We start from the raw sequence: 21,899 nt of genomic DNA, 5'->3' as shown, positions 1-21,899 counted from the left end.
GCGCAACCGGTCGCTCCGCGCCGAAGTGGCTTCTGGCCTCTCCGGACCACCAGGTGGATCACCGACCGATTCGTCGGAGGTGTCGCGAGCGACCCCACCGGTCGAACGGCCGTGGTGATCGTGATCGGACTCTGTGTCGAGGCGCTGGCGCACGTCGACTCCCTTCTACCGATGAGCGAGCGAACTCGCGTGGCATCAGGAGGGAGTCGGTACGGGCGAATCTACCGAGGAGCCGGACCGACGGCAAGGGTCGATTCGGCGGGTCGGCTTCAGTACAGCCGTTGGGTGAGCTGGCGCCGGTAATCGGCCGTGCGCGGATCGTCGGGGCCCATCAGTTCGAGGATGTCGACGAATTGCTGGCGTGCCTCGTCGTCGGCCTTCACCCGGTCGAGCAGCGCCGTCAACGTCGCGTCGTGATCGTCGGTCGGCTTCTCTCCGACGCGAGCGGCGGCGGCGATCTTCCGGGTCCGGTCGTTCTCGGGAATGCGTGCGATCAGTTCGAGCGCCTCGGGTCCGCGGTCGCTTCCGACGAGCAACTCGCCCAAGGCGCCGATCGCGTCCTCGTGAGCCGGTTCGAGCGCGAGCGCCTGGCGGAGGCTGTCTTCGTCACCGGCGGCGACGAGTGTGGCCACCGTGTCCTCCTCCTCGGACGGGAGGAGCTTGTCGACGAACTCCTGCACGGCCGATTCCGGGTACGCGCCCATGAAGCCATCGACGACGGCCCCGTCCCGCATCGCGTACACGGCGGGGATCGACTGCACCTTGAAGGCTTGGCTCAGACCGGGGTTCGCGTCCACGTCGACCTTCGCCAGAACCACCTTGCCGTCCGTGGCATCGATCACCTTCTCGAGGATCGGGCCGAGCGTCTTGCAGGGTCCACACCACTCGGCCCACAGATCGATGACGACGGGAACCGTCTTGGATTTCTCGATGACTTCGGCCTCGAAGGTGGTCTCGGTGACGTCGATTGCTGGCATGGGATGAACGCTACCGGCCGAGCCTCGCTACTCTCGGAAGGGAGATGACCGACGCCGCAGCGCCCCCCGAGCCCAGCCACTCCCCCGTGCCGGGAGTCGATGTCGAACGTGTCTCGGCGTGGATGGCGTCGAATGTGGACGGCGCCGTCGCTCCGTTCGTGTTCCACCCGATCACCGGCGGTCACTCCAATCTCACCATGACCGTCACCGGGTCCGACGGTCGCCGATTCGTGCTCCGCCGCCCTCCGCTCGGCCATGTGCTCGCGAGCGCCCACGACATGGAGCGCGAGCATCGTATCGTGTCCGGGCTGCGCGACACCGACGTGCCCGTTCCGCCCATCGGCGGCCTGTGCACCGACGAGTCCGTCAACGGCAGCCCGTTCTACGTGATGGGGTTCGTCGACGGACACGTGTTGCGCGACGCCGAGGCCTCGGCGGCAGCGCTCGATGAAGAGGCGCGGGACAACGCGAGCCGATCGTTGGTCGACACGATGGCCAAGATCCATTCGGTCGACCTCGAAGCGGCCGGCCTCGTTCAGCTCGGACGCCACGAGGGATACATCGCCCGCCAGCTCAAGCGCTGGTACAGCCAGTGGAACCAGGGCAAGACCCGCGATCTCATGGCGGTCGACCGGGTCCACGACCGACTGGCGGAACGCATCCCCGAGCAGGGTCCGGCCACGATCGTCCACGGCGACTACCGCCTCGACAACTGCATGGTCGACGACCGGGGTGATGTCGTCGCCGTTCTCGACTGGGAGATCTGCACGTTGGGCGATCCGCTCGCCGATCTCGGCTTGCTCCAGGTGTACTGGACCGGACCGAACGACGACCACTCCGCCTGGACGGGAAGCGCCACCACACCGCCCGGATTCTGGGATCGAGCGCAGCTCGCCCAGCGCTACGGCGAGATCACCGGTCGTGATCTTTCACAGCTCGACTTCTACGTCGCGTTCGCCTACTGGAAGCTGGCGTGCATCCTCGAAGGTGTCTACTCCCGGTACCTCGGCGGGGCACTCGGCGAGCAGGACCCCGAGTTCCTCCACGCGTTCAAGATGCAGGTCGATGGAGCTGCGGCGAGCGCCGAAACACGTCTGGAGGCACTCGGATGAGCGATTCCGCACCCGACACCCCCGACTCCTCGAGCCGCCGCGACGAGCTCGATCGTGAGTACGGCATCGAACGCCTCGTCGACGACCCGACTCTCCACGAGCCGGTGATGATCGTGATGCTCACCGGCTGGATCGACGCCGCCGGCGCTGCGGCCGCTGCCACCGACCAGCTGACCCGCGCGTGCGAGTCCTCGCCGATCCTGTCGTTCGACGACGACACCTACGTCGACTATCGCGCTCGCCGGCCGACCATGGAGCTGCGTGACGGGCTCAACACCAACCTCGACTGGGCGACCATCGAGATGCGCGCCGGACGCTCCCCCGGCGGTCGCGACGTGCTGTTCCTCGTCGGCCCCGAACCCGACATGGCCTGGCGCCGGTTCGGCCGTGCGGTGGCGACACTGGCCACCGAGTTCGGTGTCCGTCAGATGGTGGGGCTCGGGGCGTATCCGTTCGCCGCTCCTCACACCCGTCCGGCCCGGCTCTCCGTGTCGTCACCTTCGTCGGACATGCTCGCCGCGGTGTCGTTCGCACGGAGCTCGGTCGATGTTCCGGCGGGGATGGCCGGTGTGCTCGAACACGCGCTCCACGCACAGAAGATCCCGTCGATCGGCATCTGGGCGCAGGTACCGCACTACGTGTCGGCAATGGAGTATCCGGCGGCCTCGGTCGCGCTGCTGGAAGGCCTCGAAGAGGTGACCGGCATCTCGATCGAAGCGCTCGGCCTGCGCGCCGAGGTCGACACGCAACGGAACCGGCTCGATCGGATGATCGCCGAGAAGCCCGAGAACGAGGCGATGCTGCGCCAACTGGAGGAGTTGCACGATCTCGCTCCATCGGAGAGCGAGGACGACGAGGTCGAAGAGCTCGAGCTGCGTTCCGGAGACGAACTCGCCGCCGAGATCCAGGAGTTCTTCAAAGATCAGCCCTGAACGTACTGTGGGGCCATGAAAGTCGACGGAAACATCGGAACCGACCTGGCCAACGTGGCTGCCAACGCCAAGAGGACCGAGGCAGAGGGCTACTCCGGTGCGTGGACCGCCGAGACGGCACACGACCCGTTCCTTCCGCTGCTCCTCGCAGCCGAGCACACGAGTGAGTTGGAGATCGGCACGTCGATCGCCGTCGCGTTCGCGCGCAGCCCGATGACCACCGCGAACACCGCGTGGGACCTCCAGGCCTACTCGAAGGGTCGGTTCGTCCTGGGACTCGGCAGCCAGATCAAACCGCACATCGAGAAGCGGTTCTCGATGGAGTGGTCGAAGCCGGCGGCACGCATGCGCGAGTTCGTGCTCGCGATGCGCGCCATCTGGAACACGTGGGAGACCGGCGAGAAGCTCGAGTTCCGCGGCGAGTTCTACCGACACACGTTGATGACGCCGTTCTTCGCTCCGGATCCCGAGGATCTCGGTGACTTCGGCACCCCGAAGGTGTTTCTCGCCGGTGTCGGTCCGCTGATGACCGAGGTCGCCGGCGAGGTGTGCGACGGCTTCATCTGCCACGGCTTCACGACCGAGAAGTTCCTTCGCGAGGTCACGATTCCGGCGCTCGAACGCGGTCGGGCGAAGGCCGGCAAGACGCTGGAGGGCTTCGAGATCGTGGGCCCGTCGTTCGTCGTCACGGGCAACACCGACGAGGAGATCGAGAAGGCCGCCATCGGCACGCGTCAGCAGATCGCGTTCTACGGGTCGACCCCGGCCTACCGACCCGTCCTCGACGCGCACGGCTGGGGCGGTTTGCAGGACGAGTTGAACACGATGTCGAAGCAGGGCGAGTGGGAGAAGATGGGCACCCTGATCGACGATGAGATCCTGAACACGTTCGCGGTCGTCGGCGAACCCGAGCAGGTCGCACCGGAGTTGTCCCGCCGCTACGGCGACGTGATCCAGCGGATCAGCTTCTACGCCCCCTACGCCAGCGATCCCGAGCGCTGGGCCAAGGTGATGGCCGACCTCCGAGCCGCCTGAATGTTCGTCGGTGCCGGGCACCGACGAACATCTTCACGTCGACAGCGTGCCGGTGATCGACACGGTGCTGCGGCCGCCGATCCAGAGCTCGCCGTCGTCGGCCTCGACGTACACGCGCCCGCGTCGGCCGAGCTGCTGACCTTGCGCTGCGACGTACGGCGCCTCGACGCGGCCGGTCTCCGTGAGCCACTGAGCGACCGATGCATTCAGACTGCCGGTGACCGGATCCTCGCGAATCGATCCGGAACCGTCGGCGAAGAACGCCCGCACTTCGATGGCGCAGTCGCTCTCCGGGCCGCGCAGGCCGACGAGACCGACGTCGAATCCGGGCTCGGATGCGTGCGGAACGTCGACGTCGAGAACCGCATCGGCCGACTCCAGCAGGATCCCCATCCAGCCGGGACCGTTGTCGATCCACGCCGACGCCACGACATCGGACTCGTCGAGACCGATCAGCCGGATCCGCCGCTCGAGCAGCGCCGGGTCGACCGGCCCCGTCCGGATCATCGGCGGCGCGGCGAACGCGAGGCGATCGCCATCGCGGCGAATGGCAATCAGCCCGGCGCCACACTCCTGCACGATTCGACCGGTGCTCATCGGCACACCGCCACCGGACAGCCACGCCTGACACGAACCCAAGGTCGGGTGCCCGGCAAACGGGAGCTCACGCCCCGGGCAGAAGATCCGCACTCGATAGTCGGCCTCGGGATGAGTCGGGGCCGACAGGAACGTCGCTTCGGACAAGTTGGTCCAGTCGGTGATCTGCTGCATCTCGGCGGTCGACAGGCCCTCTCCGTCGAGAACGACCGCCAGCGGATTCCCCGTGAACGGTCCCGAGGCGAAGACGTCGAGTTGCATGAATCGTCGACTCGTCATGGGGAGCACTCCCCGCACACCCCTTCGAGCGCGAAGTGCCCCGGTTCGAGGAGAAACCCGGTTCGCGCCTCGACGGACTCGACCAGCTGTGCGACCGACTCCTCCGGGATCGGAGCAATCGCCCCACAGTCCCGGCACACGGCGACCAGTTGCTCGTCACCCGCGAGCCGGACCAGCGACGGGCCGTGCCCGGCGTGCACGTGGGAGGCGATGCCCACCTCCGACAGCACGTTCACCGTCCGATACACGGTCGCCTCGTGGATCCCCGGTTCGTACCGCTGGGCCAGTGCGGTCAACCCGAGCGCATCGATCGTTCCACCATGCTCGAGCAGTGCGCGCAGCACCGCGACCCGCGGCTGGGTGACCCGGCATCCGTGCGCACGCAGTGCCTCCCCCGCCCGCTCCGGCTCCCACTCCCCGGGATCAAACGCCTTGCTCGGTTCGGGCCTCACGCCACGACCGTACCGTGTCAGTGTGCGTGGGTGACGCTGGCGCCGCGCCGACGGAAGGTGTCACTCGCGACGAACGCGACGAGGAAGAACGCCGTGCCGACGAGGACGATCGTCGACCCCGACGGCAGGTCGAGGTGGTAGCTCACGTTCATCCCGATGAAGCCACTGACCGCACCGACGACGGTGGCCACCCCGAGCATCTTCCCGAAGCTGTCGGTCAGCATCCGCGCCACGACGGCCGGCACGACGAGCGTCGCGGCGATCAAGGTCACACCCATCACGTTCATCGTCGCCAGCACCGTCGCGGAGAGCACGATCATCAGCGCGGTGTCGATCAACGTGGTCGGCACACCCGTCGCTTCCGCCACCTCCGAGTCGAACGTGGTGAACAACAGCGGGCGGTACGCCAGGACGATGAACGCGACCGCGGCGAGCGACACCCCCGCGACGAGCCAGACGTCGCTGCTCCGAACGCCCAGAATGTTGCCGAACAGGAGCGCGTCGGCACTGCGACCGGGCGACCCGTACCGTTCGACGAGCGCGATCCCGAGCGCGAACGACGCCGTGGTCACCACGCCGATCGCGGCGTCGGAGCCGATCGGCCGCCGCCGCACGATCCCGCCGATCGCCAATGCCGTCACGACACCCCAGATCCCGGCGCCGAGGAACAGGTTCACGCCGATCAGTCCCGCGACCGCGTATCCCCCGAAGATCGCGTGCGACAGCCCGTGGCCGATGTAGCTCATGTTGCGCAGGACGACGTAGCACCCGACCAATCCGCAGAGCGCGCCGGCCATGGTGGCGACGTAGACGCCGTTGCGGAAGAACTCGAATGCGTACGGAGCGGTGAGCTCCGACCAATTCATGCGCCGACGTCCCGCCGGAGCGGGAGCAGGCTCGATCCGTGCCCGGAATCGACGACGACCCGCATCCCGCCGTGTTCGAGGATCTCCATCGGCGAGCCGTAGGTGCGTTCGAGTACGTCGGGGGTCAGGACATCGGCGGGGGTTCCCGCGCCGATGACCGACCGATTGAGGCAGACGATCGTCGGCAGGTGGGTGGCGATGCCGTTCAGGTCGTGCGTCGACAACACGATCGTCACGCCGTCCCGGTTGAGGTCGTCGAGTAGGTGGAGCACCTCGTGGCGCGTCGTCACGTCGAGGCCGGATGTCGGCTCGTCGAGGAAGATCGCCTCGGCTCCCGTGAACATCGCGCGGGCGAGGAACACGCGTTGCTGCTGGCCGCCCGACAGGTTGCGGATGTGCCGACCCGCCAGACCATCCAATCCGAGGCGTTCGAGTACCGCGTCGATCTCGCGTCGTTCACCGCGTCGGATCCACGGCGTGCGCCAACCGCCCGCCCGCGCCATCGCGACACACTCGGCCACCGTGACCGGAAAGTTCCAGTCGATCCGTTCCACCTGTGGGACCAACCCGACGGTCAGGCCGGCTCGCCGGGAGACCGAACCGCTGTGCAACGGGACGCTGCCGAGCAACGCACGGAACAGCGTCGACTTCCCCGAACCCGACGGTCCGACGATGCCGATCATGTCTCCCGGCTCGATCGTCAAGTCGACGTCGACGATCACCGGGTCGTTCTCGTACGCGACGGTCACGCGTTCCGCGGCGATCAACGCCTCGACCGGGGAGATCAGCGTGGTCACGTCCGAGGTCATCCTGCGCTCATTGCGGATACGTCGCTTCGTCGGGCACCACGTTGCGGACCTCGAAGGCTTCGAGTGCGGCCGGATCGCCGCCGAGTGCGTCGGTCATCGTGACGAAGTTGTACTTCATCAGGCCGAGCCATGAGTGGTCGGTGTCGCCCGGCTCGCCAGGAAGGTCGTCATCGCGAAGGTCGTCCACGTAGATCGCGCCGGTCTCGTTCGCCACCTGTTCGAGCACGGGCGACGGGAACACTTCCGAACCGAACACTGCCGGGACCTCCTCGGCCTGGATCTGCTCGATCAAACGCACCACCTCGGTCGGGGTGGGTTCGCCGAAGTCGGCCGGCTGGATCGCACCGACGACCGTCCACCCGTAGGTGTCGGCGAAGTACGCATAGGCGTCGTGGTAGGTCACGAGTTTGCGGTTCTCCTCGGGAACCGTGTCGAGCGACTCGGACACCGCAGCATCGAACTCATCGACCAGGTCGACGAACGCCTCGTGGTTCTCGCTGTAGGTCTCCTCCCCGTCCGGATCGAGATCGATCATCGTGTCGAGGATGACGTCGGCGTACTCCTCGACCAGCGTCGGATCCGTCCAGAGGTGCGGATTCGGCTTGCCCTCCGACTCGGGGAACGAGAAGTCGTACTCGTATTCGTCGGGGTCGATCACTTCGTTGCCGATCTCGACGAGCGGTGCGCCGTCTTTCATGTTGGTGGCCGCCAGTTCCTTGGTCGGCTCCTCGAGCTGCAGCCCGTTGATGAACACCACATCGGCGGTACTCAGGGTTTCCGCGGCCGAGGGCGAGGGTTCGAACGTGTGCGAGTTCGTGCCCTCCGGCACCAGCCCGACGATCGTCGCCCGGTCCCCGACGATCTGCGACGCGATCGACGTGATCGGAGCGACCGTGGTCACGACCGTCAGCTCGTCGGTCTCCGATGCCGCGGAGTTCGTGGAGCCGTCAGCGGAACCATCATCCGAGCCTCCTCCGCACGCTGCGACGATCAACGCCAACCCGAACCATCCGCACAACTGTCGCTTCACTCCGTCGACGCTAGTTGCGACCGGCTCGCAATTACAGATCGATCGCGAATCTTTCTGCGCGCGAACGAAAACGAACCCCGGCGACCTACTCGAGCGGCTCGGCGACGTCGGCCATCCGGTCCTTCTCGGTGATCTCCACCGGTTGGCTCAACTGCTCCACCGTGAGGTGGCACTTGATCGTGTGGCCCGGCGACAGTTCGTGCATCTCGGGTTCGGTGACCTCGCACAGCCCCTCGATGAAACGGTGACACCGGGTGTGGAAAACGCAGCCGGACGGCGGGTTCGCGGGTGACGGGATCTCACCGGTGAGCGGGATCCGATTCTCGGCCTGACCGTCGACACTCGGAACGGCGGAGAGCAGCGCCTCGGTGTAGGGGTGATTCGGTCCCTCGAAGATCTGCTCGGTCGAGCCGAGTTCCATGATCCGCCCGACGTACATCACCGCGATCCGGTCGGCGAGGTAGCGCACGACGCTGATGTCGTGGCTGATGAACAGATAGCTCGTGCGGTCGTCTCGCTGCAGGCTCGCGAGCAGGTTCAGGATCGCCGCCTGGACAGAGACGTCGAGCGCCGACGTCGGCTCGTCGCACACGACGACGTTCGGGTCACCGGCGAACGCGCGGGCGATCGCCACACGCTGCTTGAGACCGCCGGACAACTGGCGCGGACGCATGTCGAGGTGCCGCGGGGACAAACGCATCGCCTCGGCGACCTCGACGGCCCGTTTGTCCGCTTCGTCGCCCTTCATGCCGGTGAGCCGGGTGATCGACCTGGTGAGGATCCGGCGCACCGTCCAGGCGCGGTTCAGCGCCGAGTCGGGGTTCTGGAAGACCATCTGGAGCGAGCGAATCGACTCCTCGACCCGCTTGGTGGCCTTGCCCGCCATGGGGCGTCCGCGCAGCGTGATCTCGCCGCCCTCGTCGGCCTCGTAGACGCCGAGCATCGTCTTGGCGAGCGTCGACTTGCCCGAACCCGACTCGCCGACCAAGCCGAGTGTCTCTCCCTCGGCGAAGCCCAGATCGACGCTGACCAGTGCTGGGATGTCGTGTCCGCGCTGACGGAACGTCTTGGACACTCCGTGGACCCCGACGACCTCCTCCGAACCGACGGCGACGACTTCGGAAACCTCCTCGGGTTCGGGAATCTCGTCCAGCCGGTCGGGGAAGTGGCAACGCGTCCAGTGGCCCTCGCTCCGGTCCACGATCGGGGGAACCTCGGTCCGACACGTGTCGTTCGCGATGGGACATCGGTCGACGTACACGCATGTCGGGAGTGGCTCACCGATCTGGGGCAGGTTGCCGGGAATCGCGAACAACTCACGATCGGTCTTGCGGAGTCCCTGCCGTGGGATGGAGTTCAACAGTCCGACGGTGTACGGATGACTCGGGTTGTCGAAGACCTCCTCGACGGTTCCCTCCTCGACGACCCTGCCGGCGTACATCACGCCGACGCGGTCGCACATCGTGCGGATCACCCCGAGGTTGTGAGCGATCAACAGGATCGCCGAGTTCAACTCCGAGCGCAGGTCCCGCACGAGATCGAGCACTTCGGCCTCGACGGTCGCGTCGAGGCCGGTGGTCGGTTCGTCGAGGACCAGCAGCTTCGGGTCGCAGGCGAGCGCCATCGCGATCACCACGCGCTGCAACATGCCCCCCGAGAGTTGGTACGGATAGCGATCCATCACGCTCTCGGGTGACGCGATGCGCACACGGTGGAGCGCTGCGAGCGCCGACTTCTTCGCCTCGGACTTCGACTGCCCCATCACCTCGAACGCTTCGGCGACCTGGCGGCCGATCTTCAGCACCGGGTTGACGGCCTGGACCGGATCCTGGAACACCATCGACGCCTGGCGGGCGCGGAACTCGCGCAATTCCTTGGCCGACATCGACGTGAGTTCCTGGCCGCTCGACGTGACCCGCCCGCCGTCGATCTGACCGTTGCTGGGCAGATACCGCAGCGCGGCATACGCGGTGGTCGACTTCCCACAGCCGGATTCCCCGACGAGGCCGTACGCCTCACCGGGGCGGACCTCGAAGGTGACGCCACGCAGCACCGCCCGCGGCGTGCCGCGCACGACGTAGGACAGTTCGAGATCTTCGATCGCGAGGGCAGCCGTGTCGGGATCGGAGACGATTCCGTCGTCGGTGATTTCGGTCGTGGTCATGACTTGAGCGCCTTGTCGATCGAATCGGTGATCAAGTTGACCCCGATCACCAGGCTGGCGATCGCCATCGCCGGGAAGATGGACGGCCACCACACGTCACGGACGATCTGTTCGTAGTTCTGCGAGACGTCGATCCCCCAGTCGGCTGTCGTGATGTTCGTCCCGACGAGACCGAGAAACGCCAGCGTGGCGTAGGTGAACACGGCGTAGCCGAGGCGAACGGTGAGTTCGACGACGACGAGCCCGGTCACATTGGGCAAGATCTCGCGCGACACGATGAACACGCCCGACTCGCCGCGCATCTTCGCCGACGTCACGTAGTCGAGTTCGGATTCCGCGATCGCCGCGGATCTGATCGTTCGGGTGATGGCCGGCACGAAGAGGATGGCGATCGTGAAGATCACGACCGGACGGGATCGCCCGAAGGTGAACACGACCAGGATCGCCATGAGGATCACGGGAATCGACAGGATCGCTTCGATGATGCGGCTCAGGATCTCGTCGACCCAGCCCCGGTAGTACCCCATCACCAGACCGAGGAACGTGCCCATCACGATGGCGATGGCGGTGGCCAACGGTGCCACGATCAGAATCGGTCGGGCGCCGTAGATGATCCGGGTGTACACGTCACGACCCACGCCGTCGGTTCCGAGCCACGCTTCGCTGCTCGGACCGGTGCGCGGCGGTGCGTCGACGAATTCGTCGGGACCGTAGGTGGTCAGCAGGCTGGGCCAGACGGCGGAGAGTACCCAGAAGCCGACGATCAGGACGCCGATGATGAAGCCAGGACTCTTGAACAACATCATCCGTTGTTCCTTGCGGACCTGCTTGCGCGTCGCCGCCTGCGGGGCACCACCGTCCTCGTCCGACGCCGGATGGAGATCCAGCGGGTCGTGCGGTGTCTCGGGCGCTTCGGGATCGAAGGCGGTCATGCGTCTTCTCCGATGTTGAGCCGGGCTCGCGGGTTCATCCACGCAATCAGGAGGTCGGCGGCCAGAGTGGCGAGCATGTAGATGATCGCCACGGTGAGCACGCCGGCCCGCAGGACCGGGTAGTCGGCGCGGTCCACCGCGCGGATGATCAGGTTGCCGAGTCCCGGATACTGGAACACGATCTCGAGTGCGACCATGCCGCCGAACAGATAGCCGAGCTGCGTGCCGAGGACGGCGACGGTCGGCTGCAGCGCATTGCGTGCAACGTGCTTGCGGAACACCTCCCGCGTCGTGAGCCCACGCATGAACGCCGTGCGCGTGTAGTCGGCGTCGAGCGAGGTGATGGTTCCGGCGCGGGTGATCCGTGCGATGTAGCCGAAGTAGACCATCAGCACGGCGATCGCCGGGAGCAACAGGTGTTGGATCTGGACCAGGATCGACGATCCGGGCGGGGCATTCGCCTGCACCTTGAAGAACTCGAACGGCACCGCGAGGAATGCGAGCAGGAACACGCCGGCGACGAAGTCGGGGATCGACGAGAACGCCAGACCGGTGTTGACGATCGTGCGGTCGATCCAGGTGTCCTTCTTGTACGCCGCGACGAGGCCGCCCAGGATCGCGAGCGGCACCATGATGATCAGCGACAACGCGACGAGCTTCGCCGAATTGCCCAGTGCGGTGAACACGAGGTCCATCACCGGCTGACCTGCGGCGACGGAGAACGATTCACCGAAATCGAGGGTGAAGACCGACTGGCCGAGATTGGTGAGCTGCGTGCTGACCGGGTCGCGCAACCCGAGCGATTCGTTCACCTGCGCCAACCGCTCGGGCGTAGCGGTACCCCCTGCGATCTTGCGTGCCGGGTCACCCGGAGCGATGTTCGGGATCAGCGTGATGATCACGAGCAGGATCGCCAGGGTGATCAACCCGAGAACCAGTCGCCTCGCGATGAATTTCAGCATGTCGTCTCCCGCATGTCCCGCCCAGCCATCGCGTACGACGGCGCGACGCGAAGGACCGCACCCCGACGGGTGGACCGGTCCCTCACGTCACGCATGTCGCTGTGCTTCGCGTCTTTCAGCTCTTCGTCGCCTTCTGGAACTGCATGTGACCGAGTGCGGTCACCTCGATTCCGTTGACGCCATTGGTATGGCCTGACAGGTAGTCGAAGAAGAAGGGGTAGCACGCCGGTGCGTCCTCGTGCAGCAGACGCTGGATCTTGCCGCACGCGTCCTTCTGTCCTTCCACGTCGACCGACGCCTGGTAGTCGGTGAACAACTGATCGAACTCCGACGAGGCGTAGTTCGAGGAGTTCCAGTCACCGTCGGTCTGGAGCGCACGGGAGAAGAAGATGTCGGGCGTCGGGCGGTGGCCGTAGTCGACGATGCCGATCGTCGCCGATGCACCACACGGGATCCCGGGTCCGCTCGATTCCGGCTGTGTGCCGTAGCTCGCTCCGGTACACCAGTACTCACCGTAGAAGTCGGAGTTCGGCGTGACGCCGACCGGCGTGGTGAAGCCGGCCTCGGCGAGGTTCTGCTCGATGATCGCCGCGATGCGCGGGATCTCCTGGAGGTCGCCGACCTGGAGGGTGTCGCTGATCCCGTCGGCGTAGCCGGCGTCGGACAACAGCTGCCTGGCCATCTCCGGGTCGTAGGGACGCTGCTCCTGGGTGTCATCGAAGTACGGCCACAACTGGTACACCGGGTGGTCGTTGGCGATGGTGGCGTTGCCCTCGTAGATCGTGTCGACGAGCTGCTGACGGTTGACCGCGTAACAGGCGGCCTGGCGGACGCGAGGATCGGTGAACGGGTTCCCCTCGGGGACCTGCGTGTTGAACCACATCTGGCGGTGGTTGGACGACGGCGGCTTCAGCACGGTGAACTCGGAGTCGTCGAGGAGGTTCGCTCCGTCGGACACCGAGAACTGCTGGATGGCGTCGGTCTCGCCGGCAGCCATCGCGGCCACCTGGGTACCACCGCTGTCGAAGCCCTGCAGGGTGACCGCGTCGAGGTTGACGGCGCCGCCCCACCAGTTCGGGTTCGGGGTGAACCGGACGCGGAACGAAGATGGATCGAAGTCGTCGATGATCCACGCGCCGGTGCCGGAGGGCCGCTCGTCGAGCGTCGTGCCATTGGTGTAGTCGGCCGGCGTGATCAGCGACTGCGGGTTGTAGATCGAGACCAGTGCGGGGAAGTTTCCGTTGGGCCCGTCGAGGTTGACCACCGCCGTGAGATCGTCCGGTGTTTCGACCGCACCTTCGCTCACGACACCGGCGATGCCGGCGCCGACTTCGACCATGCGGTCCATCGTGGCGGCGACGTCGGCGGCCGTGAACGGTGTCCCGTCCTGCCAGGTGACGCCCTCACGCAGGGTGAACGTCCACACGCTGCCGTCGTCGTTCGGCGACCATTCCGTCGCCAACGAGGTCGGACCGATCGCTCCGTCGGCGTCGAGGCCGACGAGGTACTCGAAGCTCTGCGAGCACACGCAGTAGGTCCCGAGATCGAGCATGTTCAGCGGGTCGAGACCCGAGTTCGCATCGCCGGTCTGGATGCCGGCCAGGATCTCGCCACCGGAGCCACCGGGCGCCGCGGATCCTTCGGACGAGGCGTCGGTACCGGGAGCGGCCGACCCTTCGCTGCTCTCACCACCCGACGAGTCGTCGTCGCTGCCACCACATGCCGCGATGATCGCGCCCATGAACGGCACGGAGAGGCCGATCATCGCACCTCGCTTCACGAAGTCACGGCGCTTGATCTTGCCTTGTGCGTACGCCTCGATGAGGTCGACCTCGATGGGCCCCGTCGAGCGACGGGCCGAGTCCAAGCGTTTCCAATCCATAGTTCTCCCCTTTGGAGTGTGTTGATGTCGAGTTGTGTGTGTGAATTGTTCTCTGTGATGTCACGACGACGATGGCGAGTTGTTCACGACGGGTTGTTCCCGCCCGCCATTCATCGAAACCCTTGCCGTTGCCGGATCAGTGAACGCCGAACGTTCACCGGCACGTGCGCGGCGAGGAAGCCGAAGGTACCAGTGTTGCACATTCCGGAATTCCGGCGCGGGACCGACGATCTGCTTGCGGAAAATCACGGCCTCAGCGCACGACTCCGGAACGCCGAAGCGCCTCGCTACGTCCCGGCTCGGTGAGCATCGAGGCGAGGATCAGTTCGAGACCGAGCGTGGACGACGATCGGTACAGATCCCACTCGATCACGCCCTGAGCCCACCGTTCGAGGCGGTTGGTCCGCGTGGTGAAGATGTGGCGTGCGAGCTCCGCAACGTCGCAGTCGACGACGAACATGCCCTGCGCGGCCGCTTTCGCGAGGTCGGCCTCGATGTAGGCGGCGACACGATCACCGACCTCGCCCATGCCGTGGACGCCGGCAGCGGACCGCAGGGAAGCAAAGATCGGTCCCCACACCTCGGGCTCGTTCGCGAAGCGTTCGTCGAGCGCATCGAAGAGTTCGCGCGTGGTGTCGATCGGCCCGGCGTCCGGCTGCTCGTCGAGTTCACCCTCGAGTTGGTCGAGCCCCGCACTGACGAACTCCACGAGTACGCCGTCACGATCGCCGAACTGGTTGTAGAGGGTGGCGACGGCGACGCCCGCACGCTCGGCGAGCTTGCGCATCGTCAACCCGTGGACGCCGCCGTTCGCGATCAGTTCTCCCGCCGCGTCCAAGACGTCCCGCCGCGTTCGCTCCTGTCGTCGCTCCCAGCCGTCGCTCATCTACGCGAAAGCCTAGGACGACCGACCGGTCCCGTCGCGATTCGACCACGTGTCCATCGGCGCCGGTCACCGCCGGGCACTCCACTTCAGCGGAGAACTCGCCGGATGACCCGACCGAGTGCATCCGCCGCGATGGCGAGCACGATCAACACGATCACGACCCCCATCACGGCGCCGAAATCCCGGGCGACCAGATGGTCGCGAAGCAACTGCCCGAGCCCGCCCGCACCGACCACGCCGATCACGATCGTCTCACGCACCATCACCTCGGAGCGGTACACGGTGAGCGACACGAGGCGCGGAGCAGCGCCGGGGATGACCCCGTACGCCCACCTCGTCCACCGTCCGGCACCCGCGAGAGCGGCCGCCCGCTCCGGCTCCGGGGGCTGCGATTCGATCGCCTCGGCGTACAGACGTCCGAGGACACCTGCGTTGTACACACCCAGTGCAACCGCACCCGGCCAGATCCCGGGATACAGCACCAGGACGAACAGGAACGCCCAGACGGGCGCCGGGACCGCCCGAGCCGTGAGGAGCACGAGTCGACCGACGACGATTCGGAACCCGTCGCCGACCGCCGAAAGCCCGGACCGCTTGTCGATCACCGGTCGACGGACCACTGCGGCACCGACGAAACCGAACAACGCGGCCACCACCACGGCCACGACCACCAGCGACATCGTGTCGACCGTCGCCGACCACAGCTCGGTCCAACCGCCGGGACCGAGCTCGGGAGGGAACAGGTCACGCAGGAGTTCGGGCCCGCGTTCGAGCGTCCGAGCGGACCACAACACCGACACGTCGAGGCCGACCTGCCACCACGACCACGCGACACCGACGGCCGCGACGACCGGAAACCATCGTCCCCCGTCGCTCGGACCCGACGGCCCGCGCACCCACGACGACACCGCATCGGCGGTTCCGCTGAGCAACATCAGGGCGAAGATCAGCGTCCAGATCTCGTCGTACCGCAACGATTCGAAGCTGATGTCGAGTTGGAACCCCAACCCGCCGACCCCGACGATCCCGAGCACGGCGGCCGAGCGGATCGCACACTCGAATCGGTAGAACGCGTACGACACGAACTCGCCGCGCACCAACGGGACGAGTCCGTACGCAACGGCGGTCAGCCGACCCACTCCCGACGCCCGGAGTCCGTCGTAGGCCGAACGATCCGCGTCGTCGAGCGCGTCGGCATACACCTTCGCCGTGACCGCACCGAAGGGAACCCCGATCGCGATGACGGCCACCATCGGGTCGAAGCCGAGCACCTGGATCAACAGCAGCGCCACGAGGATCTCGTGCACCGCGCGAGGAACCGTCGCGACGACCTCCGCCGCCCGCCGCAACCATCCGGTCCCCATCGCCCGCTCGGAGATCGCCAGCGCTCCGGCCACGCCGATCAGGAGCGCGAGCGCGGAACCGAGGACGGCGAACGCAGCGGTCGTCGCGGTGGCCTCGATCGTCAACGACAGGAAGTCCGCCGACAGATCGGGCGACAGCGCGCTCCTCCAGAAACGCTGGAACGCGGAAGCTCCCGACGTGTTGACGACTCCGGAGAGCCCGGCGCGACCGATCGCCCAGACGACGACCAACGCGCCGATCAGGACCAGACGGCGCCGGGGAGTGAGGGTCACGGGATCGGGATCACGCCGGCGCGTAGAGCGACGTCAGCATTCCGGAGTCGACCGCTTGGGCCGCCAGGTCGAACGCGACCCGTCCCTCGCGGAGTCCGACGATCCGATCGACGTGATCACGAGCGAGTGTGGGATCGTGGAGGCTGAGCAGGACGGCGTCTCGTCGCGGTTCGCGCTCGGTCGTCGAGCAGAGCAATTCGACGACGTCGGCGCTGAGCCGAGGGTCGACGGCCGACACCGGTTCGTCGGCCAACACCAGTTCCGGGTTCTGCACGAGGACGCGGGCGACCGCGACCCGCTGCTGCTGACCGCCGGACAGGTCGCCGGTGCGACGGTCGGCGAGCCCGTCGAGGCCCACTCGCCCCAAGGCTTCATCGACGTCGCTCCGACCCATCGGCACGATCAGCGAGGCCAGGGCACGCACGGTGGACCACGCGCCGAGTCGGCCGCCGTTCACGTTGTGCACCACGCGGAGCGCGCCGGGCAGACCATGTGCCTGCCGGATCACGCCGACCTCTGAGCGGTGTCGACGCAACGCACCACCACCGAGCTCGGCGATCCGTCGACCGAGGACCTCGACGTCGCCGGACGTCGGCCGAACCAGTCCGGCGACCACGTCGAGCAGTGTCGACTTCCCGGCACCGCTCGAGCCCAGCAGCGCGACCCGCTCGCCCGCTCCGACGTCCAGGTCGACGCCGTCGAGTGCCCGCACGACGCCGCCGCCGACCGGGTGGTCGACGACGACGTCGCGAAGGCTCAGCGCCAGTGGTTCAGCGAATGAGGCCGGCATCGCGCCCGACCGCTTCGATCGCCGCGTAGTTCCCGTTCTCGGTCTCGATGAATGCACCGGCACCGAACAGCTCGAGCACTTCGGCATCGTCCGGATCGTCCGGGTCGAGCGCGGTCATCGCCTCGGTGAACGCCTCGGTGAACCCGTCGCCGAATTCGTCGTCGAGATCCGGCTGCACGACCCAGTGGTAGTCGTAGTACGGCGGAGTCCGGAAGACCTCGACCACCGCGGTCTCGTCGACGGTGCCGTCGGCGACGCGGTCGTCCCAGACCTGGGAGTTGAGCGCGCCGACGTCGTAGGTCCCGGCCGCCACGAGCTCGATCGTGGCGTCGTGCGAGCCGGAGAACCCGGGCTGTCCCTCGAAGTCCTCGTCGGGATCGATCCCGGCTTCGGCGAGGAACGACTGCGGCATCAGCCGCCCTGACGTCGACGATTCCGAACCGAACGTGAACGATTGTCCTTCGAGCGCGGCGAGTCCCGCGACGTCATCGATCGTCTCGACCCCGGTGTCGGCTCCCGCGATGAAGACGGACGTGAACGCCTCGTCGATGTCACGTTGTGCAACGGCTTGAGCGCCCTCGACCTCGAGTTGCGCTTGCACACCGGTGAGCCCGCCGAACCAGACAGCGTCGAGATCACCCACCACGAAGCCGGTGACGGCGCCGGAGTAGTCGGTCACCGGGACGTACTCGACGTCGGTCGTGAAACCGTCGTCGGCGAGTTCCTCCTCGAGGTGATCGGCCAAGAGGCCGTAGGTGCGCTGGAGCCGCTCAGGTTCCTGATCGGGAATCGCTCCGATGTGCAGAACGGGTGAGTCCGACTCGTCGGCCGACTCGGATTCCTCGACCGGTTCGGAGGTTCCGTCCGTCTCGGCGGCAGCGCTTCCCGGAGGTTCGTCGCTGCCGGAGTCGTCACTGCCGGCGCACGACGCAGCAGTGAGAGCCAGAAGGCTCAGTGGGATGAGTGCCCGCCAACTGGCGGACCGGCGAGTGCGGCTCATTGGAGCCGCACCGTGATGGTGGTGTTTGTCATGGTCGAGAGTGTCGCAGCTCGACCCACCGACCACCTGATCGCGACGATGAACGGACGCGAAATGTGCGTCGGTGCCGGTCACCGACGCACATCTTCACTCGATGAGTTGCAGATCCTCGTCGAGGTACTCCTCGCGACACTTGGCGCGCTGGAGCTTGCCACTGCTGGTCTTCGGCAGTGTTCCCGGCTGCACGAGCATCACGTCGCGCGGCGGGAGCCCGCACACGTCGAGCGTCCGCTCGTGGACGTGAGCGCGCACGTCGTCGAGGTCCCCGGACGTGTCGGTCAGGCGCACCTCGGCGACGACCACGACCGACTCCTTGCCCTTGTACCCCTCGACACCGAGCGCGATCACGTTCCCGGCGCGCACACCGTCGAGCGGGCCGACCGCGCGTTCGATGTCCTCCGGGAACACGTTCCGGCCGCCCACGATGATCACGTCCTTGATCCGACCGCACATCACGAGTTCACCGTCGAGGAGATAGGCGAGGTCGCCGGTGCAGAGCCAGTCGTCGACGAACAGCGCAGCCGTGGCATCGGGACGCTTGTAGTAGCCGGGGGTGACCGACGTACCGCGCAGCAGCAGCTCCCCGACGTGGCGCTCGGGCAGCGATTCGTGCGTGTCCGGATCGACGACCTTCATCTCGAGCCCCGGGACGGCGCGGCCGAGCAGCGGGAGTTGACGGGCCCGGAGCGCGAGATCGTCCGGATCGTCGATCTCGATCGGCTTGGCCACGCGCTGCGTTTCGAGCACCTGGCGGTCGACGGTGTCGGTGACCAGGCCACGACCGCGAGCGGGGAACGCGCCGGCAATCGCGACCTCGGCCATCCCGAAGGCCGGGAAGACGCCACCGGGCGAGAAGCCGAAACGCTGCGCTTCGGCGACGAACGCGTCGACCGCCTTCGGATCGACGGGCTCAGCGCCCGACAGCGCGAGCGTCAGCGACGAGAGGTCGAGGTCGGTCTTGCGCTTGAGCGCCCGCGTGGCGAGCACCCACGAGAAGTTGGGTCCGGCGGTCGCCGTGCCCCGGTGCTCGGAGATCCAGTCCATCCAGTTGCCCGGGTGCGCGAGGAAGTCCTGCGGCGCCGCCTGGACCAGGTCGACCCCCTTCGTCATCGGGAGAGCGAGGAAACCGACGAGCCCCATGTCGTGATAGAGGGGCAACCACGAGACCATCGTCTCGCCGGCACCGAGGACCGCTGCCTCGCAGGTGGCGTCGAGGTTGGCCGACAGGACCCGGTCGGGAATCATCACGCCCTTCGGCTCGCTCGTCGACCCGCTCGTGTACTGCAGGATGACGAGCCGCTCCGGGTCGTGTGGCGGCAGTTCGAGCGCGTCGCCAGTGGGTACGTTCGCCGCACCGGGCATGACCGACGCCATCGGTTCGATGGGTGGATCACCCTCGACGGCGGTGTAGAAGTCGGCGAGCTGGTCGTCGATCAGGACCAACTTCGCATCGCCGTGTCGGATTCGCGCCCGCGTCGACTCGATGAACACGTCGAGCGATCCCATCCGCATCGGCAACGGAAGCACCATCGACGCGATGCCGGCCATCCAGCAGCCGCGCACGATCGTCATCAGCTCGCGGCTGGTCGGGCCGAGCACCGCGACGTGATCACCGGGCACGAGCCCTTTCGCCTGGAGCGCGGCCCCGACGGCCCGCGCCTCGTCGTGGATCTGATCCCAGCCGACGTACACGGGCACGCCGTCCGGCATGACGGACTTGCCGACGAACCGCACTCCGGTTCCGGAGTCGGCGGCAGCTTCGAGGCGAGAGATGGTCGAGTCGGCCATTCAGTGAACGCTAGCGACAGGAATCGAGCCCGCAGATGACCCCACATGTTCGTCGGTGCCATTCACCGACGAACATCTTCACTGGCTCCCGTCGAGGCGGTCAGGCAGGTGATGAGTTCGGCCGCCGCGCACCTTCACCTCGGGAGGGTTGCACGACCAGCAGCCGTACTCGACGTGAATTCCCTGCACCGACATCTGCGACCCACGGGACTTCTCGAGGATCACCTGCGGCACGTGGTAGAGATCGTCGCCGCCACACGTCGGACAGGTCGGCCGCGGATCACGCTCCCACGTGATCGAACACGCTTCACACGTCAGCTGGATCCGCCCGTCGTCGAGCGGAGTACCGCGGAGGTCGTCGTCCGACTCGCAGCGCGGGCAGATGATCTCCAGTGACACGACGACGACACTACGACTGCCACCATGGGCACATGCCCGCATACCGGACCGTGGCCGACGCCCACCTCGGAAGCAACGACTTCTGGATCGAACCGCTCGATCGGCGGAACGAGGCCTTCGTTGCGCTGCGCGAGGAGTCGAAACACGGCGACGGCATGTGCTTCCACGAGGAACTCTCGGTCATCGAGGGCGGCATCGCGGGGCCCGGATTCTGGTCGGCGGTCACCTACGACGACATCAAGGAGGTCAACCGCAAGGCCGACCTGTTCTCGTCCGCCGGCGGCATCACGCTCGGCGAGCAGCCCCCGGAAACGCTCGAGTTCTTCGGCTCGATGATCGTGATGGACAACCCTCGCCACGCGAAGTTCCGGATGCTGGTCCAGAAGGGCTTCACCCCGAAGACGGTGGCGGCGATCGAAGAGTCGGTGAAGACGCGAGCGAAGCGGCTCGTGGTCGCGGCCAGGGAGAAGGCCGCAGGGGGTGAGCCGATCGACTTCGTCGAATCATTCGCCGCCCCACTCCCCCTCCAGATCATCTGCGACATGCTCGGTGTCCCCGAAGAGGACGAGCAGCAGATCTTCGACTGGACCAACATCATCCTCGGCGCCGGCGATCCCGATTTCACGCTCGATCTCGACGGCCTCATCGTGGGCGCTTCCGGCATGTTCGACTACGCACAACAGCTCGGCGAGGATCGACTGCGCACGCCGACGGATGACATCGCGTCCGTCCTGATGCACGCCGAGGTCGACGGCGAGCGCCTCACACCGGCCGAGTTCGGATCGTTCTTCATCCTCTTGGCGGTCGCCGGAAACGAGACCACCCGCAACGCGATCTCGTGGGGCATGCACCAGCTGACGAAGCACCCGGATCAGCGTGAACTGCTCCGGAACAACTTCGACGAGATGTCGCTCACCGCTGCGGACGAGATCGTCCGCTGGGCGTCGCCGGTGATCCACATGCGTCGCAAGGCGAACGAGGACGTCACGGTCGGCAACACCACGATCGCCGCCGGCGAGAAGGTCGTCATGTGGTACTGGTCGGGCAACCGTGACGAGGACGTGTTCGCCGACGGACACCGCTTCGACATCACCCGTCCGAACACCAAGGACATGGAGGGCTACGGAGCCGGCGGTCCGCACTTCTGTCTCGGGGCGAACCTCGCCCGCCGCGAGATCCAGGTGATGTACGACGAGATCTTCCGCGAGTTGCCCGATCTCGAGATCACCGGCGAACCCGACCGCCTCGTCTCCGGTTTCATCAACGGCATCAAGCGGATGCCCTGCGAGTTCAGCGTCTGAGTTCGGCGCGATGCGCTTTGGTGAGCGACA

20 protein-coding genes are annotated in these 21,899 nt (G+C 66.7%); 4 read left to right on the top strand and 16 right to left on the bottom strand.

The annotated features are described in order from the left end of the window. Positions 1-269: 269 nt before the first annotated feature. On the bottom strand, positions 270-977 hold the full coding sequence (locus ON45_RS05695) for a tetratricopeptide repeat protein (RefSeq protein WP_040492626.1): 708 nt from the start codon (positions 975-977) through the stop codon (positions 270-272). A 44-nt stretch (positions 978-1,021) separates the two neighbouring features. On the opposite strand from ON45_RS05695, the gene ON45_RS05690 reads away from it, so the two are divergent. Genes ON45_RS05690 through ON45_RS05680 form a run of 3 tightly spaced genes read left to right on the top strand, consistent with a single transcriptional unit; the run spans position 1,022 to position 4,056 of the window. Continuing rightward, positions 1,022-2,089 (top strand): phosphotransferase family protein, encoded by a 1,068-nt coding sequence (locus ON45_RS05690; protein WP_083914442.1) that lies wholly within the window; start codon positions 1,022-1,024, stop codon positions 2,087-2,089. Then, positions 2,086-3,021: a proteasome assembly chaperone family protein gene (locus ON45_RS05685; RefSeq protein ID WP_040492624.1), complete on the top strand. Its 936-nt coding sequence runs from the start codon at positions 2,086-2,088 to the stop codon at positions 3,019-3,021. Before ON45_RS05690 ends, ON45_RS05685 begins: the two co-directional genes overlap by 4 nt. Before the next feature lie 15 nt (positions 3,022-3,036). Then, on the top strand, positions 3,037-4,056 hold the full coding sequence (locus ON45_RS05680) for an LLM class F420-dependent oxidoreductase (protein ID WP_040492623.1): 1,020 nt from the start codon (positions 3,037-3,039) through the stop codon (positions 4,054-4,056). A 33-nt stretch (positions 4,057-4,089) separates the two neighbouring features. Here ON45_RS05680 and ON45_RS05675 read toward each other — a convergent pair whose 3' ends face one another. From ON45_RS05675 to ON45_RS05605, 15 genes are all read right to left on the bottom strand, one after another. Next, a complete protein-coding gene (locus ON45_RS05675; protein ID WP_040492622.1) occupies positions 4,090-4,932 on the bottom strand; it encodes a PhzF family phenazine biosynthesis protein in 843 nt (280 codons plus the stop codon). Continuing rightward, the gene (locus ON45_RS05670) at positions 4,929-5,384 is read right to left on the bottom strand and encodes a Fur family transcriptional regulator (protein WP_051062556.1); all 456 of its coding nucleotides are present in this window, start codon (positions 5,382-5,384) and stop codon (positions 4,929-4,931) included. Before ON45_RS05670 ends, ON45_RS05675 begins: the two co-directional genes overlap by 4 nt. 17 nt (positions 5,385-5,401) lie before the next feature. Next, entirely contained in the window at positions 5,402-6,250 is an 849-nt protein-coding gene (locus tag ON45_RS05665) for a metal ABC transporter permease (RefSeq protein WP_040492621.1), read from the bottom strand. Further along, positions 6,247-7,059, bottom strand: coding sequence for a metal ABC transporter ATP-binding protein (locus ON45_RS05660; protein WP_040492620.1), 813 nt, complete (start codon positions 7,057-7,059; stop codon positions 6,247-6,249). The genes ON45_RS05665 and ON45_RS05660 overlap by 4 nt, the downstream gene beginning before the upstream one ends. Positions 7,060-7,066: 7 nt before the next feature. Next, on the bottom strand, positions 7,067-8,089 hold the full coding sequence (locus tag ON45_RS05655; protein ID WP_051062555.1) for a metal ABC transporter substrate-binding protein: 1,023 nt from the start codon (positions 8,087-8,089) through the stop codon (positions 7,067-7,069). An 85-nt stretch (positions 8,090-8,174) separates the two neighbouring features. Then, entirely contained in the window at positions 8,175-10,253 is a 2,079-nt protein-coding gene (locus ON45_RS05650; protein ID WP_040492618.1) for an ABC transporter ATP-binding protein, read from the bottom strand. After that, positions 10,250-11,185, bottom strand: coding sequence for an ABC transporter permease (locus tag ON45_RS05645; protein ID WP_051062554.1), 936 nt, complete (start codon positions 11,183-11,185; stop codon positions 10,250-10,252). Before ON45_RS05645 ends, ON45_RS05650 begins: the two co-directional genes overlap by 4 nt. Beyond that, a complete protein-coding gene (locus tag ON45_RS05640) occupies positions 11,182-12,147 on the bottom strand; it encodes an ABC transporter permease (RefSeq protein WP_040492617.1) in 966 nt (321 codons plus the stop codon). The genes ON45_RS05645 and ON45_RS05640 overlap by 4 nt, the downstream gene beginning before the upstream one ends. A 115-nt stretch (positions 12,148-12,262) precedes the next feature. Next, positions 12,263-14,029: an ABC transporter substrate-binding protein gene (locus ON45_RS05635; RefSeq protein ID WP_040492615.1), complete on the bottom strand. Its 1,767-nt coding sequence runs from the start codon at positions 14,027-14,029 to the stop codon at positions 12,263-12,265. 253 nt (positions 14,030-14,282) lie between these two features. Next, the gene (locus tag ON45_RS21125; protein WP_051062552.1) at positions 14,283-14,915 is read right to left on the bottom strand and encodes a TetR/AcrR family transcriptional regulator; all 633 of its coding nucleotides are present in this window, start codon (positions 14,913-14,915) and stop codon (positions 14,283-14,285) included. Positions 14,916-15,001: 86 nt separating this feature from the next. Beyond that, entirely contained in the window at positions 15,002-16,552 is a 1,551-nt protein-coding gene (locus ON45_RS05625) for a PhnE/PtxC family ABC transporter permease (protein WP_040492614.1), read from the bottom strand. A 10-nt stretch (positions 16,553-16,562) separates the two neighbouring features. Beyond that, the gene (locus ON45_RS05620; RefSeq protein WP_083914437.1) at positions 16,563-17,342 is read right to left on the bottom strand and encodes a phosphonate ABC transporter ATP-binding protein; all 780 of its coding nucleotides are present in this window, start codon (positions 17,340-17,342) and stop codon (positions 16,563-16,565) included. Continuing rightward, positions 17,323-18,342 carry a putative selenate ABC transporter substrate-binding protein gene (locus ON45_RS05615; RefSeq protein WP_040492631.1) on the bottom strand — a complete coding sequence of 340 codons (1,020 nt, stop codon included), beginning with the start codon at positions 18,340-18,342 and terminating at the stop codon, positions 17,323-17,325. Before ON45_RS05615 ends, ON45_RS05620 begins: the two co-directional genes overlap by 20 nt. Positions 18,343-18,468: 126 nt before the next feature. After that, complete coding sequence (locus ON45_RS05610; RefSeq protein ID WP_040492613.1) at positions 18,469-20,169, bottom strand: AMP-binding protein; 1,701 nt, start codon at positions 20,167-20,169, stop codon at positions 18,469-18,471. Positions 20,170-20,247: 78 nt separating this feature from the next. Further along, positions 20,248-20,568, bottom strand: a complete 321-nt coding sequence (locus tag ON45_RS05605; protein ID WP_040492612.1) for a hypothetical protein — start codon at positions 20,566-20,568, stop codon at positions 20,248-20,250. A gap of 32 nt (positions 20,569-20,600) precedes the next feature. Between ON45_RS05605 and ON45_RS05600 the strand changes: the two genes are divergently transcribed. Beyond that, a complete protein-coding gene (locus ON45_RS05600; RefSeq protein WP_040492611.1) occupies positions 20,601-21,869 on the top strand; it encodes a cytochrome P450 in 1,269 nt (422 codons plus the stop codon). The last annotated feature ends 30 nt before the right edge of the window (positions 21,870-21,899 follow it).

This window comes from Ilumatobacter nonamiensis YM16-303, from assembly GCF_000350145.1.
In the GTDB taxonomy this organism is placed as follows: domain Bacteria; phylum Actinomycetota; class Acidimicrobiia; order Acidimicrobiales; family Ilumatobacteraceae; genus Ilumatobacter_A; species Ilumatobacter_A nonamiensis.
Note: the sequence above shows the minus strand (reverse complement) of the source record. Positions and strands in the feature narration are given on the sequence as shown.

What these genes read in the sequence shown, in the direction of transcription:
- ON45_RS05695 (WP_040492626.1), bottom strand. Translation starts at nt 977, where the DNA reads ATGCCAGCAATCGACGTCACCGAGACCACCTTCGAGGCCGAAGTCATC.
- ON45_RS05690 (WP_083914442.1), top strand. Translation starts at nt 1,022, where the DNA reads ATGACCGACGCCGCAGCGCCCCCCGAGCCCAGCCACTCCCCCGTGCCG.
- ON45_RS05685 (WP_040492624.1), top strand. Translation starts at nt 2,086, where the DNA reads ATGAGCGATTCCGCACCCGACACCCCCGACTCCTCGAGCCGCCGCGAC.
- ON45_RS05680 (WP_040492623.1), top strand. Translation starts at nt 3,037, where the DNA reads ATGAAAGTCGACGGAAACATCGGAACCGACCTGGCCAACGTGGCTGCC.
- ON45_RS05675 (WP_040492622.1), bottom strand. Translation starts at nt 4,932, where the DNA reads ATGACGAGTCGACGATTCATGCAACTCGACGTCTTCGCCTCGGGACCG.
- ON45_RS05665 (WP_040492621.1), bottom strand. Translation starts at nt 6,250, where the DNA reads ATGAATTGGTCGGAGCTCACCGCTCCGTACGCATTCGAGTTCTTCCGC.
- ON45_RS05660 (WP_040492620.1), bottom strand. Translation starts at nt 7,059, where the DNA reads ATGACCTCGGACGTGACCACGCTGATCTCCCCGGTCGAGGCGTTGATC.
- ON45_RS05650 (WP_040492618.1), bottom strand. Translation starts at nt 10,253, where the DNA reads ATGACCACGACCGAAATCACCGACGACGGAATCGTCTCCGATCCCGAC.
- ON45_RS05645 (WP_051062554.1), bottom strand. Translation starts at nt 11,185, where the DNA reads ATGACCGCCTTCGATCCCGAAGCGCCCGAGACACCGCACGACCCGCTG.
- ON45_RS05640 (WP_040492617.1), bottom strand. Translation starts at nt 12,147, where the DNA reads ATGCTGAAATTCATCGCGAGGCGACTGGTTCTCGGGTTGATCACCCTG.
- ON45_RS05635 (WP_040492615.1), bottom strand. Translation starts at nt 14,029, where the DNA reads ATGGATTGGAAACGCTTGGACTCGGCCCGTCGCTCGACGGGGCCCATC.
- ON45_RS21125 (WP_051062552.1), bottom strand. Translation starts at nt 14,915, where the DNA reads ATGAGCGACGGCTGGGAGCGACGACAGGAGCGAACGCGGCGGGACGTC.
- ON45_RS05620 (WP_083914437.1), bottom strand. Translation starts at nt 17,342, where the DNA reads ATGCCGGCCTCATTCGCTGAACCACTGGCGCTGAGCCTTCGCGACGTC.
- ON45_RS05615 (WP_040492631.1), bottom strand. Translation starts at nt 18,342, where the DNA reads ATGAGCCGCACTCGCCGGTCCGCCAGTTGGCGGGCACTCATCCCACTG.
- ON45_RS05610 (WP_040492613.1), bottom strand. Translation starts at nt 20,169, where the DNA reads ATGGCCGACTCGACCATCTCTCGCCTCGAAGCTGCCGCCGACTCCGGA.
- ON45_RS05600 (WP_040492611.1), top strand. Translation starts at nt 20,601, where the DNA reads ATGCCCGCATACCGGACCGTGGCCGACGCCCACCTCGGAAGCAACGAC.